The 17,506-nt window shown below is 70.0% G+C and carries 18 protein-coding genes; 6 read left to right on the forward strand and 12 right to left on the reverse strand.

Features of this window, described 5'->3' with window-relative positions:
* Positions 1–183 precede the first annotated feature (183 nt).
* The 5 genes from hpt to dacB form a co-directional block, all read right to left on the reverse strand.
* A complete protein-coding gene (gene hpt / locus RF646_RS11290; protein WP_098054248.1) occupies positions 184–735 on the reverse strand; it encodes a hypoxanthine phosphoribosyltransferase in 552 nt (183 codons plus the stop codon).
* Complete coding sequence (gene tilS, locus RF646_RS11295) at positions 732–1,901, reverse strand: tRNA lysidine(34) synthetase TilS (protein ID WP_240918962.1); 1,170 nt, start codon at positions 1,899–1,901, stop codon at positions 732–734. Before tilS ends, hpt begins: the two co-directional genes overlap by 4 nt.
* A 37-nt stretch (positions 1,902–1,938) precedes the next feature.
* Positions 1,939–2,400: a hypothetical protein gene (locus RF646_RS11300; protein ID WP_064847371.1), complete on the reverse strand. Its 462-nt coding sequence runs from the start codon at positions 2,398–2,400 to the stop codon at positions 1,939–1,941.
* Between the two features lie 53 nt (positions 2,401–2,453).
* Positions 2,454–3,548, reverse strand: a complete 1,095-nt coding sequence (locus RF646_RS11305; protein ID WP_167318828.1) for a zinc-dependent metalloprotease — start codon at positions 3,546–3,548, stop codon at positions 2,454–2,456.
* A gap of 87 nt (positions 3,549–3,635) precedes the next feature.
* Positions 3,636–5,075, reverse strand: coding sequence for a D-alanyl-D-alanine carboxypeptidase/D-alanyl-D-alanine-endopeptidase (dacB, locus tag RF646_RS11310; protein ID WP_368836002.1), 1,440 nt, complete (start codon positions 5,073–5,075; stop codon positions 3,636–3,638).
* 219 nt (positions 5,076–5,294) lie between these two features.
* On the opposite strand from dacB, the gene RF646_RS11315 reads away from it, so the two are divergent.
* Together RF646_RS11315 and RF646_RS11320 are read left to right on the forward strand one after the other, a co-directional pair.
* Positions 5,295–5,810 carry an inorganic diphosphatase gene (locus RF646_RS11315; protein WP_035959224.1) on the forward strand — a complete coding sequence of 172 codons (516 nt, stop codon included), beginning with the start codon at positions 5,295–5,297 and terminating at the stop codon, positions 5,808–5,810.
* A 240-nt stretch (positions 5,811–6,050) separates the two neighbouring features.
* On the forward strand, positions 6,051–6,845 hold the full coding sequence (locus tag RF646_RS11320; protein WP_231885649.1) for a hypothetical protein: 795 nt from the start codon (positions 6,051–6,053) through the stop codon (positions 6,843–6,845).
* Between the two features lie 120 nt (positions 6,846–6,965).
* Here the strand turns inward: RF646_RS11320 and RF646_RS11325 are convergent, their stop codons facing one another.
* From RF646_RS11325 to serS, 3 genes are all read right to left on the reverse strand, one after another.
* Positions 6,966–7,577 carry a hypothetical protein gene (locus RF646_RS11325; protein ID WP_064847367.1) on the reverse strand — a complete coding sequence of 204 codons (612 nt, stop codon included), beginning with the start codon at positions 7,575–7,577 and terminating at the stop codon, positions 6,966–6,968.
* Between the two features lie 73 nt (positions 7,578–7,650).
* On the reverse strand, positions 7,651–8,565 hold the full coding sequence (locus RF646_RS11330; protein ID WP_085108071.1) for an HAD family hydrolase: 915 nt from the start codon (positions 8,563–8,565) through the stop codon (positions 7,651–7,653).
* A gap of 87 nt (positions 8,566–8,652) precedes the next feature.
* A complete protein-coding gene (gene serS / locus RF646_RS11335) occupies positions 8,653–9,957 on the reverse strand; it encodes a serine--tRNA ligase (protein ID WP_368836003.1) in 1,305 nt (434 codons plus the stop codon).
* Between the two features lie 126 nt (positions 9,958–10,083).
* Here serS and RF646_RS11340 point away from each other — a divergent pair, with 126 nt between their 5' ends.
* The gene (locus RF646_RS11340; protein WP_368836004.1) at positions 10,084–11,025 is read left to right on the forward strand and encodes a diacylglycerol kinase family protein; all 942 of its coding nucleotides are present in this window, start codon (positions 10,084–10,086) and stop codon (positions 11,023–11,025) included.
* A 141-nt stretch (positions 11,026–11,166) separates the two neighbouring features.
* Here the strand turns inward: RF646_RS11340 and RF646_RS11345 are convergent, their stop codons facing one another.
* From RF646_RS11345 to RF646_RS11360, 4 genes are all read right to left on the reverse strand, one after another.
* Positions 11,167–12,561, reverse strand: coding sequence for a GntP family permease (locus tag RF646_RS11345; protein WP_085108063.1), 1,395 nt, complete (start codon positions 12,559–12,561; stop codon positions 11,167–11,169).
* Between the two features lie 5 nt (positions 12,562–12,566).
* A complete protein-coding gene (pheA, locus tag RF646_RS11350) occupies positions 12,567–13,568 on the reverse strand; it encodes a prephenate dehydratase (protein WP_368836005.1) in 1,002 nt (333 codons plus the stop codon).
* Positions 13,565–13,900, reverse strand: a complete 336-nt coding sequence (locus tag RF646_RS11355) for a rhodanese-like domain-containing protein (RefSeq protein ID WP_064847362.1) — start codon at positions 13,898–13,900, stop codon at positions 13,565–13,567. Before RF646_RS11355 ends, pheA begins: the two co-directional genes overlap by 4 nt.
* 103 nt (positions 13,901–14,003) lie before the next feature.
* Positions 14,004–14,399 carry a hypothetical protein gene (locus RF646_RS11360; protein WP_368836006.1) on the reverse strand — a complete coding sequence of 132 codons (396 nt, stop codon included), beginning with the start codon at positions 14,397–14,399 and terminating at the stop codon, positions 14,004–14,006.
* Between the two features lie 37 nt (positions 14,400–14,436).
* Here RF646_RS11360 and RF646_RS11365 point away from each other — a divergent pair, with 37 nt between their 5' ends.
* From RF646_RS11365 to RF646_RS11375, 3 genes are all read left to right on the forward strand, one after another.
* Positions 14,437–14,901 (forward strand): aminotransferase class I/II-fold pyridoxal phosphate-dependent enzyme, encoded by a 465-nt coding sequence (locus RF646_RS11365; RefSeq protein ID WP_368836007.1) that lies wholly within the window; start codon positions 14,437–14,439, stop codon positions 14,899–14,901.
* Between the two features lie 100 nt (positions 14,902–15,001).
* Positions 15,002–15,544, forward strand: a complete 543-nt coding sequence (locus RF646_RS11370; RefSeq protein ID WP_368836008.1) for an aminotransferase class I/II-fold pyridoxal phosphate-dependent enzyme — start codon at positions 15,002–15,004, stop codon at positions 15,542–15,544.
* A gap of 214 nt (positions 15,545–15,758) precedes the next feature.
* Positions 15,759–17,387, forward strand: a complete 1,629-nt coding sequence (locus RF646_RS11375; RefSeq protein WP_368836009.1) for an amidohydrolase — start codon at positions 15,759–15,761, stop codon at positions 17,385–17,387.
* The last annotated feature ends 119 nt before the right edge of the window (positions 17,388–17,506 follow it).

Genomic DNA, 17,506 nt, shown 5'->3' on the forward strand with positions numbered 1-17,506 from the left:
GTGCACCTGTCTCCATGGGGCGGAGGGGTGGGGAACGGTGGCCGTGACGTGTATGGCACAATCTATCGCTTCGAATGGCGCTGCGACGCCGTGCGTGCGGTCCGTTCTTTCACAGCGCACACGATTGGGCCACGGTACACGCCTCTGCCCGACATTGGCTGGGCGTGAGGGTCCGTGCGCGACTCACTCGTAAACGTGCGGTGCGAGCGTGGCGATGCAGTCCAGGTTGCGGTACTGCTCCGCGAAGTCCAACCCGTACCCCACCACGAACTCGTTGGGGATGTCCCAGCCTACATAGCGCACGTCGATGTCCGTCTTGGCGGCGTCGGGCTTGCGCAGCAGCGTGCAGATCTCCACCGAGGCGGGTCCGCGCGACTCCAGGTTGGTGCGCAGCCAGGACAGCGTGAGGCCCGAGTCGATGACGTCCTCCACGATCAGCACGTCCTTGCCGTGCAGGTCCGTGTCCAGGTCCTTGAGGATGCGCACCACGCCCGAGGACTTGGTGCCCGAACCGTAGGAGGACACCGCCATCCAGTCCATGGGGTACTGCCCCTCGAGCTCGCGCATGAGGTCCGCCATGACCATCACCGCACCCTTGAGCACCCCCACGAGCAGCACGTCCCGCCCGTCGTAGTCGCGGTCGATCTGCTGGGCGAGTTCACGGACCTTCTGCGCGATCTGTTCCTTGGTGAACAGGACGTTGCTCAGGTCGTCGTGGACGTGTTCGGCCTTCACTGTGCACTCCCGGGGTCGTTCGTGGGTGGACTTGTCTCCAGCGGGCGAGGTCCGCGCTCACCGCGCAGCTCGAGGCACCCTCGCGCATGGGTCGCGTCCGAGCGGTGCCGCCACGCTGCCACCTTACCCGCCATCTGCACCGGCCCGGCCGCCCCGTACCCGAGCGCGAACTGCTCGAGCGCGCTCAACCGTTCGAACGTGGGCGTCTCCCCGCCCGCGAGGACACATGCCTTCGCGAGCATGCGTCGGCGCAGTGCCGCCGGGGTCCCCTGGAGGACGGCACCGTCCAGCACGACCGACGAGCCGGACGACGCCGCGGGCACCAGGGCGGCGTCGAACGCCAGGGACGCCTGTTCGTCCAGGTAGTCGGCATCGGCGCCGAGTACCGACGCCGTGCGGGCCAGTGCCCTGCCCACCCCCGGCCCCAGCTGGGACTCGAGATAGGGCAGGACCTCGTGGCGCACGCGTGCGCGGGTCAGTGCAGTGTCTGCGTTGGTGGGATCGTGCCATGGCGACAGCCCCTCGGCCGCGCACACCGTCTCGGTCTCGGCGCGCGTGACGTTGAGGAACGGACGCAGGTACAGCACGTCGTCGACATGATGCCGCTCGGGCATCCCGGACAGCGAACGCGTTCCCGAGCCCCGGGCGAGGCCCAGCAACACGGTCTCCGCCTGGTCGTCCCGTGTGTGTCCGAGCAGGACGGCGGCAGCGCCGGTTCGGCGCGCGACGTCGCTGAGGGCGCCGTAGCGGGCGAGGCGCGCGGCCATCTCGGGGCCGTGGTGCTCGCGCACCACCGTGACCCGCTCGACCGCGACGGGCTCGAGGCCGAGCTCCCGCACGGTGCGCGCCGCGTCACGGGCCACCTCGGCCGAGCCCTCCTGAAGTCCGTGGTCCACCACGACGGCGCCCACCCGCACGCGGCCGCGCCGCGCGAGGTGCGCAGTCGCTGCGGCGAGCGCGAGGGAATCGGCGCCACCGCTGCATGCCACGAGCACGAGGGGCGGGCGGGGATCAGTGCCCGCCCGCGCGTGCTCGGTAGTTGTTTCCCGCGGGGTCGTCGAGGGGTCCGGACGCATCGGATCACGTGCGTCCGCTCCCCCGGCCGACGTCTCACGGGGTAGGTGGTCGACGGCGCGGGCCACCGCGCGCCTGGCGCGGGCGACCACGGGATGGAGGCGACCGGCCCGTCCGTGCTGCACCCCGTCAGTCCTGGGCGGACCTGGCGCGCTGCGCCGTTTCCTCGGCCATCCCCAGGACCTTGCTCAGCACGGGGGTGGTGTCACCGAGCATGACCAGGGCGCGTTCCAGTTCCCCCACCGGAACCACCGAGGCGAGCGCGGACACGGCATCCGTGTCCGTGGTGATCCGCGTGCGGATCTGTGACGTGGACAGCACCGGTTGGGATGCCTCCACCCTGTTCAGGACGGCCTCCTGGTCCGAGGACCCTGCGCTGTCCTCGAGCATGACCAAGCGTTCGTAGACCGCAGGGTTACCGATCTTGATGCGTCTGCCGCTGATGAGTTGGGAGAGCATGGGCGCGGACAGGCCCAGGACCTGGGCCAGCCTGCGCTGCGTAATACCGTAGACCCCCACCACGGCGCCAAAACGCTCTGACAGCGGCTGACCGTACAGCCGGATCTGTTGATTGATGTTTTCAGAGCTCACACGGTCATCTTGGCACAGACAACCGGGGGAAAACCCGAGAGCACGTCCCGGGCTCAGCCCAGGACGCGATCCATCCAGGCCTGCGGGTCGTGGATCTCCACCTCGGTGGGCAGGGTCTCGGGTGAGGTCCACACCGTGTTGAAGCGCTCCATGCCCACACGCTCCACGATGTACTCCACGAACTTCTGGCCGTTGCTGTACTGGCGCATCTTGGCGTCCATGCCCAGCAGGGAACGAATGAACCGGTCCAGGGCGCCGTGGGTCGCGGAGCGGTCGTCGAAGCGGCGGCGGATGGTCTTCACGGAGGGCACGATGGACGAGTCCACGGCGTCCATGACGGCGTTGGCGTGACCCTCGAGCAGGGACATCACCGCCGTCACGTGGGAGACCGTGTCACGTTCGGCGTCCGTGAGCAGATGGGTCATGGGACCCAGACCCGCGTCCGGGCGGCCGGCGGAGCGGCCCGTGATCGACGCCGCGGCGGCGCGCAGGCGATCCCACGCGGACGCGTCCAGCGAACCCAGGCGGGAGATCTGCTCGAGCATGTGATCGCGCAGCCACGGGGCCGCCGCGAACTGCACACGGTGGGTCTGTTCGTGCAGGCACACCCACAACCGGAAGTCCTCGGGGGCCACGTTGAGTTCGTGCTCGGTCCACAACACGTTGGGTGCCACGAACATGAGCCGACCCCCGGGGTGGGAACGGGCCGCCTGTTCGGAGACGAGCCCGGCGTAGGGGTCGTACTGCCCCAGGACCTTGGCGGAGAGGAAACCCACCAGGGCCCCCATCTCCGCGGCGATGGCCGTGGGCGCCACGCCCCGCAGGGCGGCGTCGAACGTGCCGGGGTCCTTGGCGTGCAACCGGTCGAAGACGGGCTGGACGAGCACGGAGAACGTCTGCGTGTTGGCCTTGGCCCAGCCCGCGCGGTCCACCACGAGCACGGTGGAGTCCCGCAGGTTCTCCGCGGCGTCCAGACGCGTGATCGCGTGGACGTGGTGCACCGATTCATGTGCGAAATAGCGCAGGGACTCCACGGCGCGGGACATCTCACGCGGCCCGGGCGTGGGGCCCGGCGGGGTCAGTTTGGCAGCGATCTGGGCGGCTGCGTCCCAGTCCACGAGCGAACGACGTGTCAGTTCTTGGCTCATGCGCTCACTCAATCACACCCGGGCGGTCACGCGAATGGGCGGAGGCTGGAAACTCCCGGGGCACGGCGCGTTCCGCGAGTGGTCGGCTCACGCAGATCTCGCGAGCGCGGCCACCGTGCGATCCACGGTGTCCTTGGCCCGGGTGGTGTCCCCGCTGACCCCGTTGAGCACCAGGGAGTACACGAGCACGCTGCCGTCGGCGCGTTGCACGTACCCGGACAGCGCCACGACGTCCAGCAGGGTCCCGGTCTTGGCCCGGGTGACACCGCGCGCCGCGGCCTCCGCCGGGTCGTCGAAGCGCTCCGAGAGCGTTCCCTGGGCTCCCGCCAGTGGCAGCCCCCGGCCGTACGGACCGTAGCGGGGATCCGTGACCAGGGTGTCCACCGCGCGGGCGAGTGTGGTGGCGCTGACCCTGTCCTGCTGCGCCATCCCGCTCGCGTCCGCGGCCCGCAGGCCCTCGGTGTCGATCCCGTGCTCGGCCAGGGCGGCCGGGATCAGCTCCTGCACACCCGTCACGCTGCCCTCACGTCCGGAGGCCACCGCGGCGACCCGCGCGAGGCTCTCGGCGAGGGAATTGTCCGAGTGCGCGAGCATATAGGCACTCTGTTCGGACACGGGCGCGGATGCCACGCGCGCGAGCCCCACGGCGTCCTCCGGGGCACTCGCGGCACCTCCCACGGTGACGCTCGCCCCTGCGCCCAGGCGCTGTTCGAGCTGGCGCGCGAATTCTCGCGTGACCGCGGCCGCGGGGTCCTGGGGCCGTTCGCCGCGGGAGCCCGGGTCCGCGCCGTCCGCGGTGGGCACCCGGTGGGAATACAGGGCCACGGGCGCCACACGGGTGATCTCCCCGGCGGCGATGTCCTCCCCCTCCCACGCGGGGTTCAGCTCCGGTCCGGCGAACAGGTCCGTGTCCAGTTCCACGGTCCACTGCCCGGAGGCCGCGGCATCGGGACCGTCCTGTCGCAGGGCCTGCGCGGTGCGTTCCGCGAGCGTCCCCAGTCCCGCATGACCGTTGACCGCATCCGCCCGCCCCTCGCCCGGAGCGAGCAGGGTGTCACCACCGGCCACCAGGACGAGTTTCCGCGGCTGATCCCCCCGGACCACGGTGGTCTCCAGTCGTTCGTACGGGTCCACGGTCGCGGCCAGCGCCAGGGCGGTCAGCACCTTCTGGTTCGACGCCGGCACCATGGGCCGCTCCGGCGACCGCCCCGCGACCACGGTGTCCTCCCCCGCCACCGCCACGGCGGCTGCCACGGTTCCCGGGGCCCCGGTCAGACCCGCGTCCAGGGCCTCCGCCACGCCCTCGGCATCCACCGTCCCGGACGCTGCCGCCAGACCGGCCGCAGCGGGATCGGGCGACGCCGCGGCGTCGTCCGCGTCCTGCGCGTGCTGCCATGCCGGCCGTAGCTCCGCGACGACCGCGGGCACGGCGAATGTTGCCGCGACGAGCACCGCGAGCGCGAGCAGTGCACACGCGAGGGGCCAGGAGCGGCGACGCACGGAGGTACTCGGTGGGGGTGCGGGCATGGCCCTCATTCTCCCGTACCCGCCCGACACGGACAACGCACCGAGCGCCGTCGTACGCCGAACACCGGACCGCTGCGGGCGGGCGCTGCCCTACGGCGCGGCCACGGCCGGTATCGTGGGAGCATCCGATCGAACGCGCGGCGGCTCGGCGCTGTCCCGCGCGGTGCCCGGGTGCGCGAACCGCCCGGCACACAGCACTACGACCCGAGGAGTTTCACCATGGAGCTTGACGTCACCATCGAGATCCCGCGGTATTCCCGCGTGAAGTACGAGATCGACCACGAGACCGGTCGACTCCGCCTGGACCGCGTACTCTTCACCTCCATGCAGTACCCCACGCACTACGGCTACTTCGAGAACACCCTGGGCGAGGACGGCGACCCGCTGGACGCCATGGTCATCCTGGACGTGGACGTGGTCCCCGGTGTGATCGTGGAGGCCCGGCCCATCGCCGTGTTCAACATGACGGACGAGGCCGGCGGGGACGCCAAGATCCTGTGCGTGTCCACGGACAAGCGCTACGACGAGATCCAGGGTCTCGAGGACGTCAACGAGTTCAAGCAGAAGGAGATCCAGCACTTCTTCGAGCGCTACAAGGACCTGGAGCCCAACAAGTGGGTCAAGGGCGAGGGCTGGGACGGCAAGGAGGCCGCGGAGCGGCTCATCGTGGAGGCCCAGCAGCGCTTCGAGCAGTCCCACTACGACAGCGCCGCGGAGGCCGAGCAGGACGACTGAGTCCGTCCCCCTCCACCTGGGGTCCCCGTGGTCGGTGTGCGCACCGAGCACGGGGACCTCACCCGTGCACACCGGCTCGGTGACGGTCACGCCCGGTGACTCCCACGCCCGGTGACTCCGCATCCCGCGCCCCTCGGAACCGCGGGCGCTTATGCCTGTCGGCGGGCCGTGGTGGGATGATCCTGCGGGACGCGGCCGCGAGAACCCGGTGGTCCCCTGCGCTTCGGAAAGGTGGTACCCGTGTTCGATCCGCACGCACGTGAACACGGGCACGTCTACGTCTTCCACGGCACCGAGTCCACGCAGGTCCTGGGCCCCGAGCACCTCATGGGTCAGGTGCGCACGCTGCTGTCGGCGGCCGGAACCGATCCGGCACCCGAGCCGTCCTTGCACCCGGACATCGTCCCGCGCCCCTACACCTCGGAATCCCAGCAGGATCCCGGTGACCCGGCACCCGAACACTGGATGCACGTGCGTAGCACGGTCACGGAAGTCTCCGTGGACCTCGGGGCGGACGCCTTCTGGGACCGGGTGGACAAGGGCAGCTGGGCCACGTGGCAGGACCGCTGGCCCGATCCCCCGGGGGGACCGTTGTTCCCGCCCAGCGCACCGGACTGGCTCGTGCGCGCCCCGCGATGGGAACTCGATCCCCTGGCTCCGGCACTCGGCCCCGCGGCGTCGGGCGGGTGGGTACGCAGTCCCGCGCGGGCGTGGGGTTCCGGGGAACCCGCGGTCCCCCGCGACCCCTCTGACCGGCCCGGTGATCCCGCCCGCCCGGAGCCCGGAGGCACCGGCGTGGGGCTGTTCCAGCTCACGGACCTCGAGTCCTTCTGGGTCTTCGCCCCCGAGGCGGACGTCGCGGACATCATGGCGCGCTGCGAAGCGCTCGCCACCGACCACCCCGCCTTCACGTGGCTCACCGGGTACTTCGACGCCCGGGACATCGCCGGGTCACTGCGGCTGCCGTCCCCGTGCCTGCCCATCCTGGAAGCGGACCTCGCGAGCGCGGGTTATGCCGTGGACACGTGGTGGTGACGCCGCAGCCACCCGCTCACGCGAGCGGGCATCGACGTGTTCGACCGCTGACCCGGCCGCCGTTCCCCGACCGGGCACCGCCTCGGACGCCCATAGCGCGGGTACCCATTGGCCCAGGGCTCACTCGCACAGGCGCAACAGCGTCGCGGCCGCCGGACGGGCCTGCCACTCCTCGTTCCACAGGGAGCGCACCACGGCCTTGGACACCGCTTGGGGTGTGATCCCGAGCTGCTGGGCCACGGTCTTCTGCTGACCTCTGGCTCCGGGGACCAGCAGGTCTACCACGCGCCACTCGGCCTCGCTGCGCTCGCTCACGATCCGGCCCACGAGCTTGAGCACCGCCTGGGCCTGCTCCGCGGCCGTCGCGTCCACCGCGCTGACCCGCACGGCCGCCCGCTCGGTGTCACGGCCCGGTTGCGCGGCGAGGTGACCGTGGTTCATGCCCGGCCCCTCGGCGGTCACGGCCACGCGGCCGTCCTCGTGGTCCACGCGCGTGAGGAACACGTCCCCCACGCCGATGCCCACCGCATAGCGGTCCTCGCGCACGGCGATCATGGCCGCCGCGACCGCGGCGTGGGCGTCCTCGGTCAGACCGCGCACCTCACCCGGCGCCATGGGTTGGAACGGGGCGCGCGCGGGCACGTCACGCAGGCGCCGACACAGTTCGTGGTCCATGGCGGGATCGGGGCGGGACGCGTCCGCCACACGCTGGGTCAGGGTCAGGACGAACACGGTTCCAGTATCGCAGTTCCGCACCGGGCAACCCGGCCACGACGCCGCGCATTTCCCGAACCGGACGTCCCGCTCAGAGCAGCGTGCGCAGGATGGCCGCGGCGCCGTCGTCGTACACGCTGCCGGTGACCTCGCGGGCGACCTGCTCGACCTCGTCCGGAGCCTGACCCATGGCCACACCGCGCGCGGCCCATTGCAGCATCTCGATGTCGTTACGCCCGTCCCCCATGGCCACGGTGTGCGCGGGGTCCACGTCCAGCTGCTTGCGGATCTGCTCCAAAGCGCTGGCCTTGGAGACGCCGTTCGCGGCGACGTCGAGCCACGAGGACCAGCCCACGGAGTAGGCGACGCCGTGCAGACCGGCCTGCTCGATGGCCTGGGCGAAGTCCCCGGGGGCGTCCGTGGCGCTGTAGACCACGAGCCGCACCGCGGGCATCTCGGAGAGCTCCTGAAGGTCCACGCCCACGGCCTCGATCCCGAAGGACGAGTCCTGGAAGCGTTCGGTCGAGTAGAACTGCCCATCCACGCCCTCGAGGGCGAACTTGGCGGTGGGCAGCTTGCTGGACAGCGCCCGCAGCGCGTTGGAGGGGTCGAAGCTCACGCGGTCGGTGATCTCGTAGCGCTGCTCGAGCTGCGGGTCCAATCGCAGGGTCACGCCCCCGTTGGAGCACACCGCGAACCCGGAGTGGATGTGGCCCTGGCGGATCACGGGCAGCGCGGCGCCTTTGGAACGGCCCGTGGCGATCACCACGTGGTGGCCGGCGCCCACGACGGCGCGCAGGGTGTCCTTCACGCCGCGGGACATGTGGCCGTCGTGGTCCACGAGGGTCCCGTCCACGTCCAGCGCCACGAGGTACCGGACGCCCTCTTCCCTGGTCCAGGAACTCGAACGGGGGGTCTGCATTTTCATGGGCGCGAACGCCGCTGCAGCACTCTGCGCCTTCTCCTCGGTGTGCCGGTCATCGATGCCGGCCTGGATATCAGTCATGACAGTCATGGTGTCACATCACCATCGATGCATGTCTTGCGATGGACCGCCCGGTGACGGGAGCGTGAAGTTCCCGGGGGATGTGCGTCACTCGACCGGGCGCAGGACCTCCTGGCCGCGCAGGTACGGGCGCAAGATCTCGGGGACGACCACGGAACCGTCCTGTTGCTGATGAGTCTCGAGGATCGCCACGAGCCAGCGGGTCGTGGCGAGCGTCCCGTTGAGCGTGGCCACCGCGCGGGTCCCGCCCTTCTTGGTCCTGCCCTGGGCGTCCGTGGTCTCAGGCAGGCGTTCCCGGATATTGAGCCGGCGCGCCTGGTACGTGGTGCAGTTGGATGTGGAGGTCAGCTCACGGTACTTGCCCTGGGTGGGGATCCACGCCTCGCAGTCGAACTTGCGGGCCGCGGAGGTCCCGAGGTCCCCGGCCGCGGTGTCGATCACGCGGTAGCTCAGTCCACACGCCCGCAACATCTGCTCCTCCCACGCGAGCAACCGCTCATGCTCGGCGGCGGCGTCCTCGGGGTGACAGTAGACGAACATCTCGAGTTTGTTGAACTGGTGCACGCGGATGATCCCGCGGGTGTCCTTGCCCGCGGAACCGGCCTCGCGGCGGTAGCACGAGGACCAGCCGGCGTAGCGCAGCGGCCCGTCGCTGAGGTCCAGGATCTCGTCCGCGTGGTAGCCCGCGAGCGCGACCTCGGACGTGCCCACGAGGTAGAGGTCGTCCTTGCCCACGCGGTAGATCTCGTCGTCGTGCTCCACGTCGAATCCCGTGCCGTTCATGATGGCCGGGCGCACCAGATTGGGCGTGGACATGGGGATGAACCCGTTGTCCAGGGCGAGGTCCTGGGCCGCGAGCAACAGGGCCGTCTCGAGGCGGGCGACGTCCCGTTTGAGAAAGTAGAAGCGCGAGCCGGATACCTTGGCCCCGCGTTCCATGTCGATCCCGTCCAGCAACTCCCCCAGCTCCAGGTGGTCCCGGGGTTCGAAGCCCTCGGCCTCGAAGTCGCGCGGGGTGCCCTCGGTGCGCAACAGGACGAAGTCGTCCTCGCCGCCGGATGGGATGCCCTCCACGATCAGGTTGGGGAACTGGGCCACGAGCTCCTGCTGGGTGAGCTCGGCGGCGTCTGCCTCCGCCTGGGCGGCCTTGACGTCCGCGGCGAGCTGCTTGACCTGGGCGAGCAACTGCTGCTTCTCCTCACCCTGGGCCTTGGCCACCTTCTTGCCGAACGCGTTCTGCTCCGCGCGCAGGGACTCGAAGTCGGTGATCGCCCCGCGCCGCCGGGAGTCCGCCTCCAGGATGCGGTCCACCAGTCCCGCGTCCGCCCCCCGGGCGGTCTGGGAAGCACGGTAGGTCTCAGGGTCGGCGCGCAGGTCGTTGATGTCGATCACCCGTCCAGGGTATCCAACGAAACGCGCGGGTGCGCGATCCGACGTGGAGGCGGCGCCCGGCCCGCGCGCCAGTAGACTGGCCGCGTCCGACAGCCGCCTTTCGAACAATCCAGGAAGGGGACTCCCGTGCCGCAGCACACAGTGGAACCCCAGCGAGTGGCCGTGGTGATCAACCCCATCAAGGCCCAGGCAGACGCAGCACGGGACGCGGTGATCATCGCGTGCCGCAAGGGTGGTTGGGCGGATCCCGTCTTCTACGAGACAGAAGTGGACGATCCCGGGTTCTCCATGGCCCGCGGCGCCGTCGAGGAGGGCGCGGACGTCGTGCTCGCCGCGGGCGGTGACGGCACCATCCGTGCCGTGGGCGAGTCGCTGGCCGGCGGGGGCATCCCGCTGGGGCTCGTGCCGCTGGGCACCGGCAACCTGCTGGCGCGCAACCTCAAGGCGGACCTCGCGGACCCGCACCACTCCGTGGACGTGGCGCTGTTCGGGTCCCAGAAGGCCATCGACACCGTGGCCGTGCACCTCGAGACGGACGACGACCGCACCGAGGACCACCGCTTCCTGGTCATGGGCGGCGCGGGTTTCGACGCCCAGATCATGGCCGACACCAAGGACGACCTCAAGGACCTCGTGGGGTGGGCCGCCTACGGCGAAGCCGGCTTCCGGCACCTGTTCAACCGGCCCCGCTGGGCGCGCTACAGCATCGACGACGGCCCCTGGGAGTCCAAGCTCGTGCGCTCCGTGATGGTGTGCAACTGCGGCGAACTCACCGCCGGGTTGGTCCTGGTGCCGGAGGCCAAGATCGACGACGGCGTGCTGGACCTCGTGGTGATGACCCCGCGCTCGCTCGTGGGCTGGCTGGGCATGGTTGCCAAGGTCGCGTTCCGCCACCGCCACGAGCTGCCCGTGATCGACTACCGCAGCGGCAAAAAGGTCCGGGTGGAGTTCCACGAACCCATCGAGTACCAGGTGGACGGCGATCCCCTGGGGCGGATCAAGGCGTTCGAGACCACCATGCACCACAAGTCCCTGCAGGTCCGCGTGCCACCGACCCAGGCCGACTGATCCGCACGCGAACGGCCCGGTCCCTCCTCTCGGAGGGACCGGGCCGTTCGTTCATGCGGGCCTCAGTGCCGACGACGCCGCGCGGGCATCATGTGCCGCACGGGCGCCACGCCCCGCACAGGCGCCACGCACCGCGCCGGCTCAGACCGCGCCTGCGAGTCCGAAGATCGCCGCGGCGATCGCGAAGCCCAGCACACCAATGATGGTCTCGAGCACCGTCCAGGTCTTGAACGTGGTGCGCACATCCATCTCCAGGAACCGGCCCACGAGCCAGAACCCGGAGTCGTTGACGTGGGAGAGCACCACGGAACCGGCGGCCACGGCCACGACCATGGCCGCGAGCTGCACCACGTTGTAGTCGGCGGCCAGCACCGCCGGGGCGATCAGACCCGCGGCCGTGGTCAGCGCGACCGTGGCGGAACCCTGCGCCACGCGCATGACCGCGGCGATCAGGAAGCCCGCGATGATCAGGGGGATGCCCAGGTCCGCGAGCACGTCCTCGAGGGCGTTGCCGATCCCGGAGGTGCGCAGCACACCGCCGAACATGCCGCCGGCGCCGGTGATCAGGATGACCGAGCACACGGGGCCCAGGGCGGACTCGAACGTCTTCTCGATCGCGGAACCGCTCACCCCGCGGGCCTTGCCGATGGTCAGCGCGGCGATGATGAGCGTGAGCGTCAGGGCGATGGGCGTCTCACCGATCGCGCGCAGCAGCTCGAACCACGCCTGGGACGAGGTCTCCTCGGAGACCGCTCCGGACTTGGCGAGCGTGCCCAGCCCGGTGTTGAGGAAGATCAGCAGCATGGGCAGCAGCAGCATGGCCACCACGGTGCCCACCGCAGGAGGGTTGCGGACGTCCTCGGCCTGGCCCAGGATCGCGGGGACCGGGAGCTTGATCCGGCGCCCCGAGAACTTGCCGAACAGGTAGGAGGAGACGTACCACGTGGGGATCGCGCAGATCAGGCCCACCAGGATGATGTAGCCCACGTTCGCCTCGAAGAACGTGGCGGCGGTGACCGGACCCGGGTGGGGCGGCAGGAACACGTGCATCACGGAGAACGCGCCCACGGCGGGCAGCGCGTACGTGAGCACGCTGCCGCCCAGTCGGCGTGCGACCGAGAAGACCACGGGCAGCATGACCACCAGACCGGCGTCGAAGAAGATGGGGAAGCCGAACAGTAGGGAGGCCACACCCAGGGCCAGCGGCGCGCGCTTCTCCCCGAACGCGCGGATGAGCCGGTCCGCGAGCACCTGGGCGCCGCCCGAGGTCTCGAGCAAGCGGCCCAGCATGGCTCCCAGCCCCACGAGCAGCGCCACGCTGGCGAGCGTGTTACCGAAGCCGTAGAGCAGGACGGGCACCACCTGGGAGGTGGGGATGCCCGTGGCGAACGCCGTGAGCGCCGAGATGATGATCAGCGCGAGGAAGGCGTGCACGCGGAATGTGATGATCAGCACCAACAGCACTGCGATGGCCGCCGCCGCGATCAGCAGCAACGGCCCGGCTGTCAGTGTCTGACTCCAGCCCTCGATCTCCATGGACGTCAATGTCCTTTCAGGTTGTTGACCCACGAACGGGCCTGGATGAAGGCGGCATCGCTGTAGTGCTTGGCCACGTGGACCGCGCGCCCGTCGGCGCGGGGGTAGGACCCGAGGAATCGGGTGCGGGGGCAGATCCGGCGCACACCCATGAGGGCTTCGGAGACCCGGTCCTCCCGGATGTGGCCGTCGATGTCCACCGAGAAGAAGTAGTCGCCCAGGTGGGTGCCCGTGGGGCGGGACTCGATGCGGGTCAGATTGACCCCGCGTGTGGCGAACTGCTCGAGGATCTCCAGCAGCGCCCCGGGACGGTCCTCCCACAGCGGGATCACCAGGGACGTCTTGTCCGCCCCGGTGGGCTCGGGCATGGGTGCATCTGGGCGGGCCACGAGCACGAAACGCGTGACCGCGTGCTCGTTGTCCCCGATGTCCTCGGCCAGCACGTTCAGCTCGGGGTGGCGCTGCACGACCACGGGGGAACACACGCCGGCGTCGTAGCCCAGGCCCTCGGTGCTCACCCCGCCCGTGCCGTCCAACATGTCCATGGCCGAGGCCGCCGTGGAGGACGCGGGGACGTAGCTCACGCCTGGGAGGTTCTGTTCGACCCAGCCGCGGATCTGCGCCCAGGCGTGACTGTGGGTCGCCACGGCGTGGACGTCGGACAGGCTCACGCCCGGCGGGGCCACGAGGACGAACTGGATGGGCACCAGGATCTCGCGCAGGATCCGCAGCTCGGCACCGAAGGAGACGTCGTCGAGCGTGGCGGTCACGCCGCCCTCCACCGAGTTCTCGATGGGCACCACGGCGGCGTCCACACGTTCCTCTCGAACGGCCGCGAGCGCGGCCGGGACGGAGCTCATGGGGGTGCACGCGGCGTCGTCGACCCCCGGGACCCGCCTCAGTGCCGCCTCGGTGAACGTGCCCTCGGGGCCCAGGAAGGCGTACTCACGAGCGCATGGCCCCGGGTCCACAGGACCCGAGGCCACGCCGGACAGTGCTGCGTTCACAGAACGCGCGCCGTTTCCCCGGTCTCGGACACGATGGGCTTCTCCGCGTCCGCCCACGCGCCCATGCCGCCCACCACGTTGACGGGGTCGTACCCGTACTGCGCGAGGTACGCGGTGGCGCGCAGCGAGCGGCCGCCGGAACGGCAGATCACGTAGACGTCCTGGTCCAGCGGGACCTCGTCCGTGCGCTCCGCGAGCTGCGACAGCGGCAGGTGCTGGGCACCGTCGATGTGCCCGGCATCCCACTCGTCCTGTTCGCGCACGTCCAGGATGGGTGCGCCCGCCGGGATCTCGTCCACTGTGGCGGACGGCAAGTTGTTCACGTTGTCCATGGCGTCCCTCGTCGTTCGACTGCTCAGTTCACTCGGACCCCCACCATAGCGGCAGGGCGCGGTGTTCGGCGCCGACGGCGCGGGGTGCCGCGGGCGACGTCGCTCAGCGCACGTCGGTGCCGATCTTGTCGTGCTCGGACGGGTGCGAGCGCCCCAGCTCGGACAGGCCGTGCTTGGCCACGTGACGCGTGGAGATCTCGTAGCCGATGTCGGTGCCCACGAGGATCACGATGCCCGCGATGAGGCTGTAGTACCAGTGCGGGTTGGTCATGCCGAACATGATGTACAGGCTCAGCAGGATCAGGAACGCGAGGCACCCGTAGGTGGTCACGGGAGCGTCGGGCAGCGTGAAGGACACGCCGCGCACCTGACCGTGGGCCGCGAGGTTGCGCAGCGAGCGGGCGCACGCGTACAGCGTGGCGTTCACGCCGGAGATCGCGTCGGTCAGCACCACGAGCACGAGCACGCCGCCGGTCGGTGCCCCGCCCCTGTGGGGCACCGACCGGCGCTTCGTACGCTTTCTCCAGGAAGTTCACATGACTCAGGAATTCACCATCGACGACTGTTCGGCGGGCGTGCGCAGCGCCAAGCCGTCCGTGGTCCGCAAGGGCTTCGCGATGTCCGCGAAACCTGGAATGATCTCGTTCGCCTCGGGCATGCCCGAACTGCGCTCCCTGCCGCTGGACGCGCTCGCGGACATCGCGTCCGATCTGATGCGCCACCGCGGCAACGAGGTCATGCAGTACGGTACGTTCACCGGCACGGACCACCTCATGGACCCGCTCATCGAGCTCATGAAGATCGAGGGCATCGAGAACGTCACGCGTGAGAACGCGCTCGTGACCACCGGTTCCCAGAACGGTCTGGACACCCTCGCCCGAGTGATGATCGATCTGGGGGACGTCATCCTCGCGGAAGCGCCTTCCTACTCGGGCGCCGTGGCCGTGTTCGCGGGCGCCCAGGCGGAGGTCGTCCACGTGGCGATCGACCACGAGGGCTGACCCCGGACGAACTCGAGGAGACCATCGAGGAGCTCGAGTCCCAGGCCGGCGCATCAAGTTCCTGTACACCATCCCGAGTTTCCAGAACGCGGGCGGGACCATGATGCCGCAACAGCGCCGCGACCGGATCTGTGAGGTCTGCGCCGCGCACCACGTGCTGATCGCGGAGGACAACCCCTACGGCCTGCTGGGCTTCGAGGGTCAGACTGCCCGTGCCGTGCGCGCGGACGACGAGAACGTGGTCTACCTGGGCTCGGCGTCCAAGATGTTCACGCCGGGTCTGCGCGTGGGCTGGACCGTGGCCCCCGATTCGCTCGCCACGATCCTGGGTCTGCAGAGTGAGGCCGCTGCGCTCAATCCCTCGGCCTTCGCTCAGGAAGTGGTCGCCGGGTGCCTCGAGAAGTACGACTGGCGTTCCGTGCGGGACGAGTACCGCGTGCTGTACGGCAAGTGGGCACAGGCCCTGGTGAACGCGTTCGACGAGCACATGCCCGACGGTGTGACCTGGACCCGCCCCGAGGGCGGCTTCTACTCGTGGGTCACCCTGCCGCATGACCTGGACTCCTACGACCTGTGCATGAAGGGCATCGACAAGGGTGCGGAGATCTTCACCATCACCCTGAAGAAGGCCATGAACGCCTGATCGGTTCGCCCGAACGCCACGGCGCCGGTGTCAACAATCCTGTGGCCCGGCGCCGTCGTTCTGCCGGGCCGTATCCGCTGCGACCTAGACTGATGGATCGAGGACCGCGGTTGCCCGATCCTTGCACCCCGCTTCGTGGGGGCGCCGTCGCGGGGGTCGGCGCACCATCACGCAACTGTGTCGGCGCCGGGGCCGGCCGTTAGGAGCCCGTTCCATGTTCCGCCTCTTCCACAACGCCACGGTGCACGCCATGAATCCGGCCACCGGATGGACTCCCCAGGCCCAGTGGCACTCCCACGACATGCCCCATCCGGACGCCATCCTGACCTCCGACGACCGCATCGTGGCCGTGGGCGACTACCAGCGGCTCAAGGATCTCGCGCCGCTCGGCACCGAACGTACCGATCTCGGCGGCACCCACGTGCTCCCGGGCATGGGCGACGGCCACATCCACTCGGCCATGTACTCCCGCTCCCTCATCGAGCCGGACATGCGCCACTGTACGTCCCTGGAGTCCGCGCTCGAGGTGCTACGCCCGTTCGTGGAGCGAGGCATGGCGGACGAGTCCACCACGTGGATCTTCGGCGGGCAGTGGAACGTTAACGCGTGGGAGGTCCCCGAGCTGCCGGACCGCCACGCGTTGGACACCGTGGCCCCGGACATCCCTGTGGCCCTGGGGTCCCTGGACTGGCACACCCTGTGGTTGAACTCCAAGGCGCTGCAGGAGCTGGGCCTGGACCGGAACGTCAAGGACCCTGACGGCGGCGAGTTCGTGCGGGACGAGCACGGTGAGCTCACCGGCGTGATCCGGGAGGCCGCGGCCATCCCCATCCGGGACGGGCTCATGCAGTCGGACGTCTCCGGCAACATCGACGACTACCTGCCCCTGGGTCAGCGTGAGCTGCTCAAGCGGGGCATCACATCCATCCACGACATCGACGGCGCGGACTGCCTGTACGCGTACCAGAAGCTGCGCGAACGCGGCGAGCTGGACATCCGCATCCACAAGGTGCTGCGCCAGGAACAGGTCCACGACTTCATCCGGCGCGGGATCCGCACGGCCTCCGGGGACGAGTGGATCTCGATCGGCCCGCTCAAGCTCTTCGCGGACGGCGCCCTGGGCTCGCACACGTGCCACATGTCCGAGGCGTGGCCGGGCACCGAGAACCACGGCATGACGGTCACGTCCCCGCACGAGCTCGAGCACTGGATCGGTCTGGCGGCGTCCGCCGGGATTGCCACGGCCGTCCACGCGATCGGCGACCAGGCCACCACGGAGGTGCTGGACGCGTTCGCCAAGAGTCAGTCGATCGCCCGGGTCTTCGGCCTGCGCCAGCGCGTGGAGCACGCCCAGTACATGAAGCGCTCGGACGTCCCCCGGTTCCGTGAGCTGGGAGTCACCGCGTCCATGCAGCCCATGCACTGCACGGCGGACATCCCCATGAACGACTTCCTGGCCGAGCGCGACCTCGTAGCCTACGGGTGGAACAGTCTGCGCGAGGCCGGCGCCGAGCTCGTGTTCGGCTCCGACGGCCCCGTAGAGGACCCCAACCCGTTCCAGGGCATCCACGCGGCCATCACCCGCACCCGGGACGGGGCGCCCGAGGGCGGGTGGCAGCCCCACGAGCGGCTCCCGCGCGCCGAGACCGTGTACTACTACACCCACGCGGTGGCCCGCGCGTCCTACGAGGAGAACCTCAAGGGCTGCCTGGCCCCGGGGATGCTCGCGGACTTCGTGAGCGTGGACCGCGACATCTTCTCCGAGGACGCCGAGGTCGTGAAGGACACCGTGGTCGAGGCCACCGTGGTGGGCGCCCAGATCCGCTACCAGCGCGCGGACTGACAGCGCGGGGCACAACGACGACGCTCACGCACGTCCCACGGGCGACGTCGCCCGCGTGCGTCCCCGGGCGACGTCGTCCGGGCGGGCGACCCTGCGGCGTCGTACCCCGCGACCGCGCA

Origin of the sequence: Kocuria sp. CPCC 205261, assembly GCF_040981025.1 — a bacterium.
In the GTDB taxonomy this organism is placed as follows: Bacteria; Actinomycetota; Actinomycetes; order Actinomycetales; family Micrococcaceae; genus Kocuria; species Kocuria marina.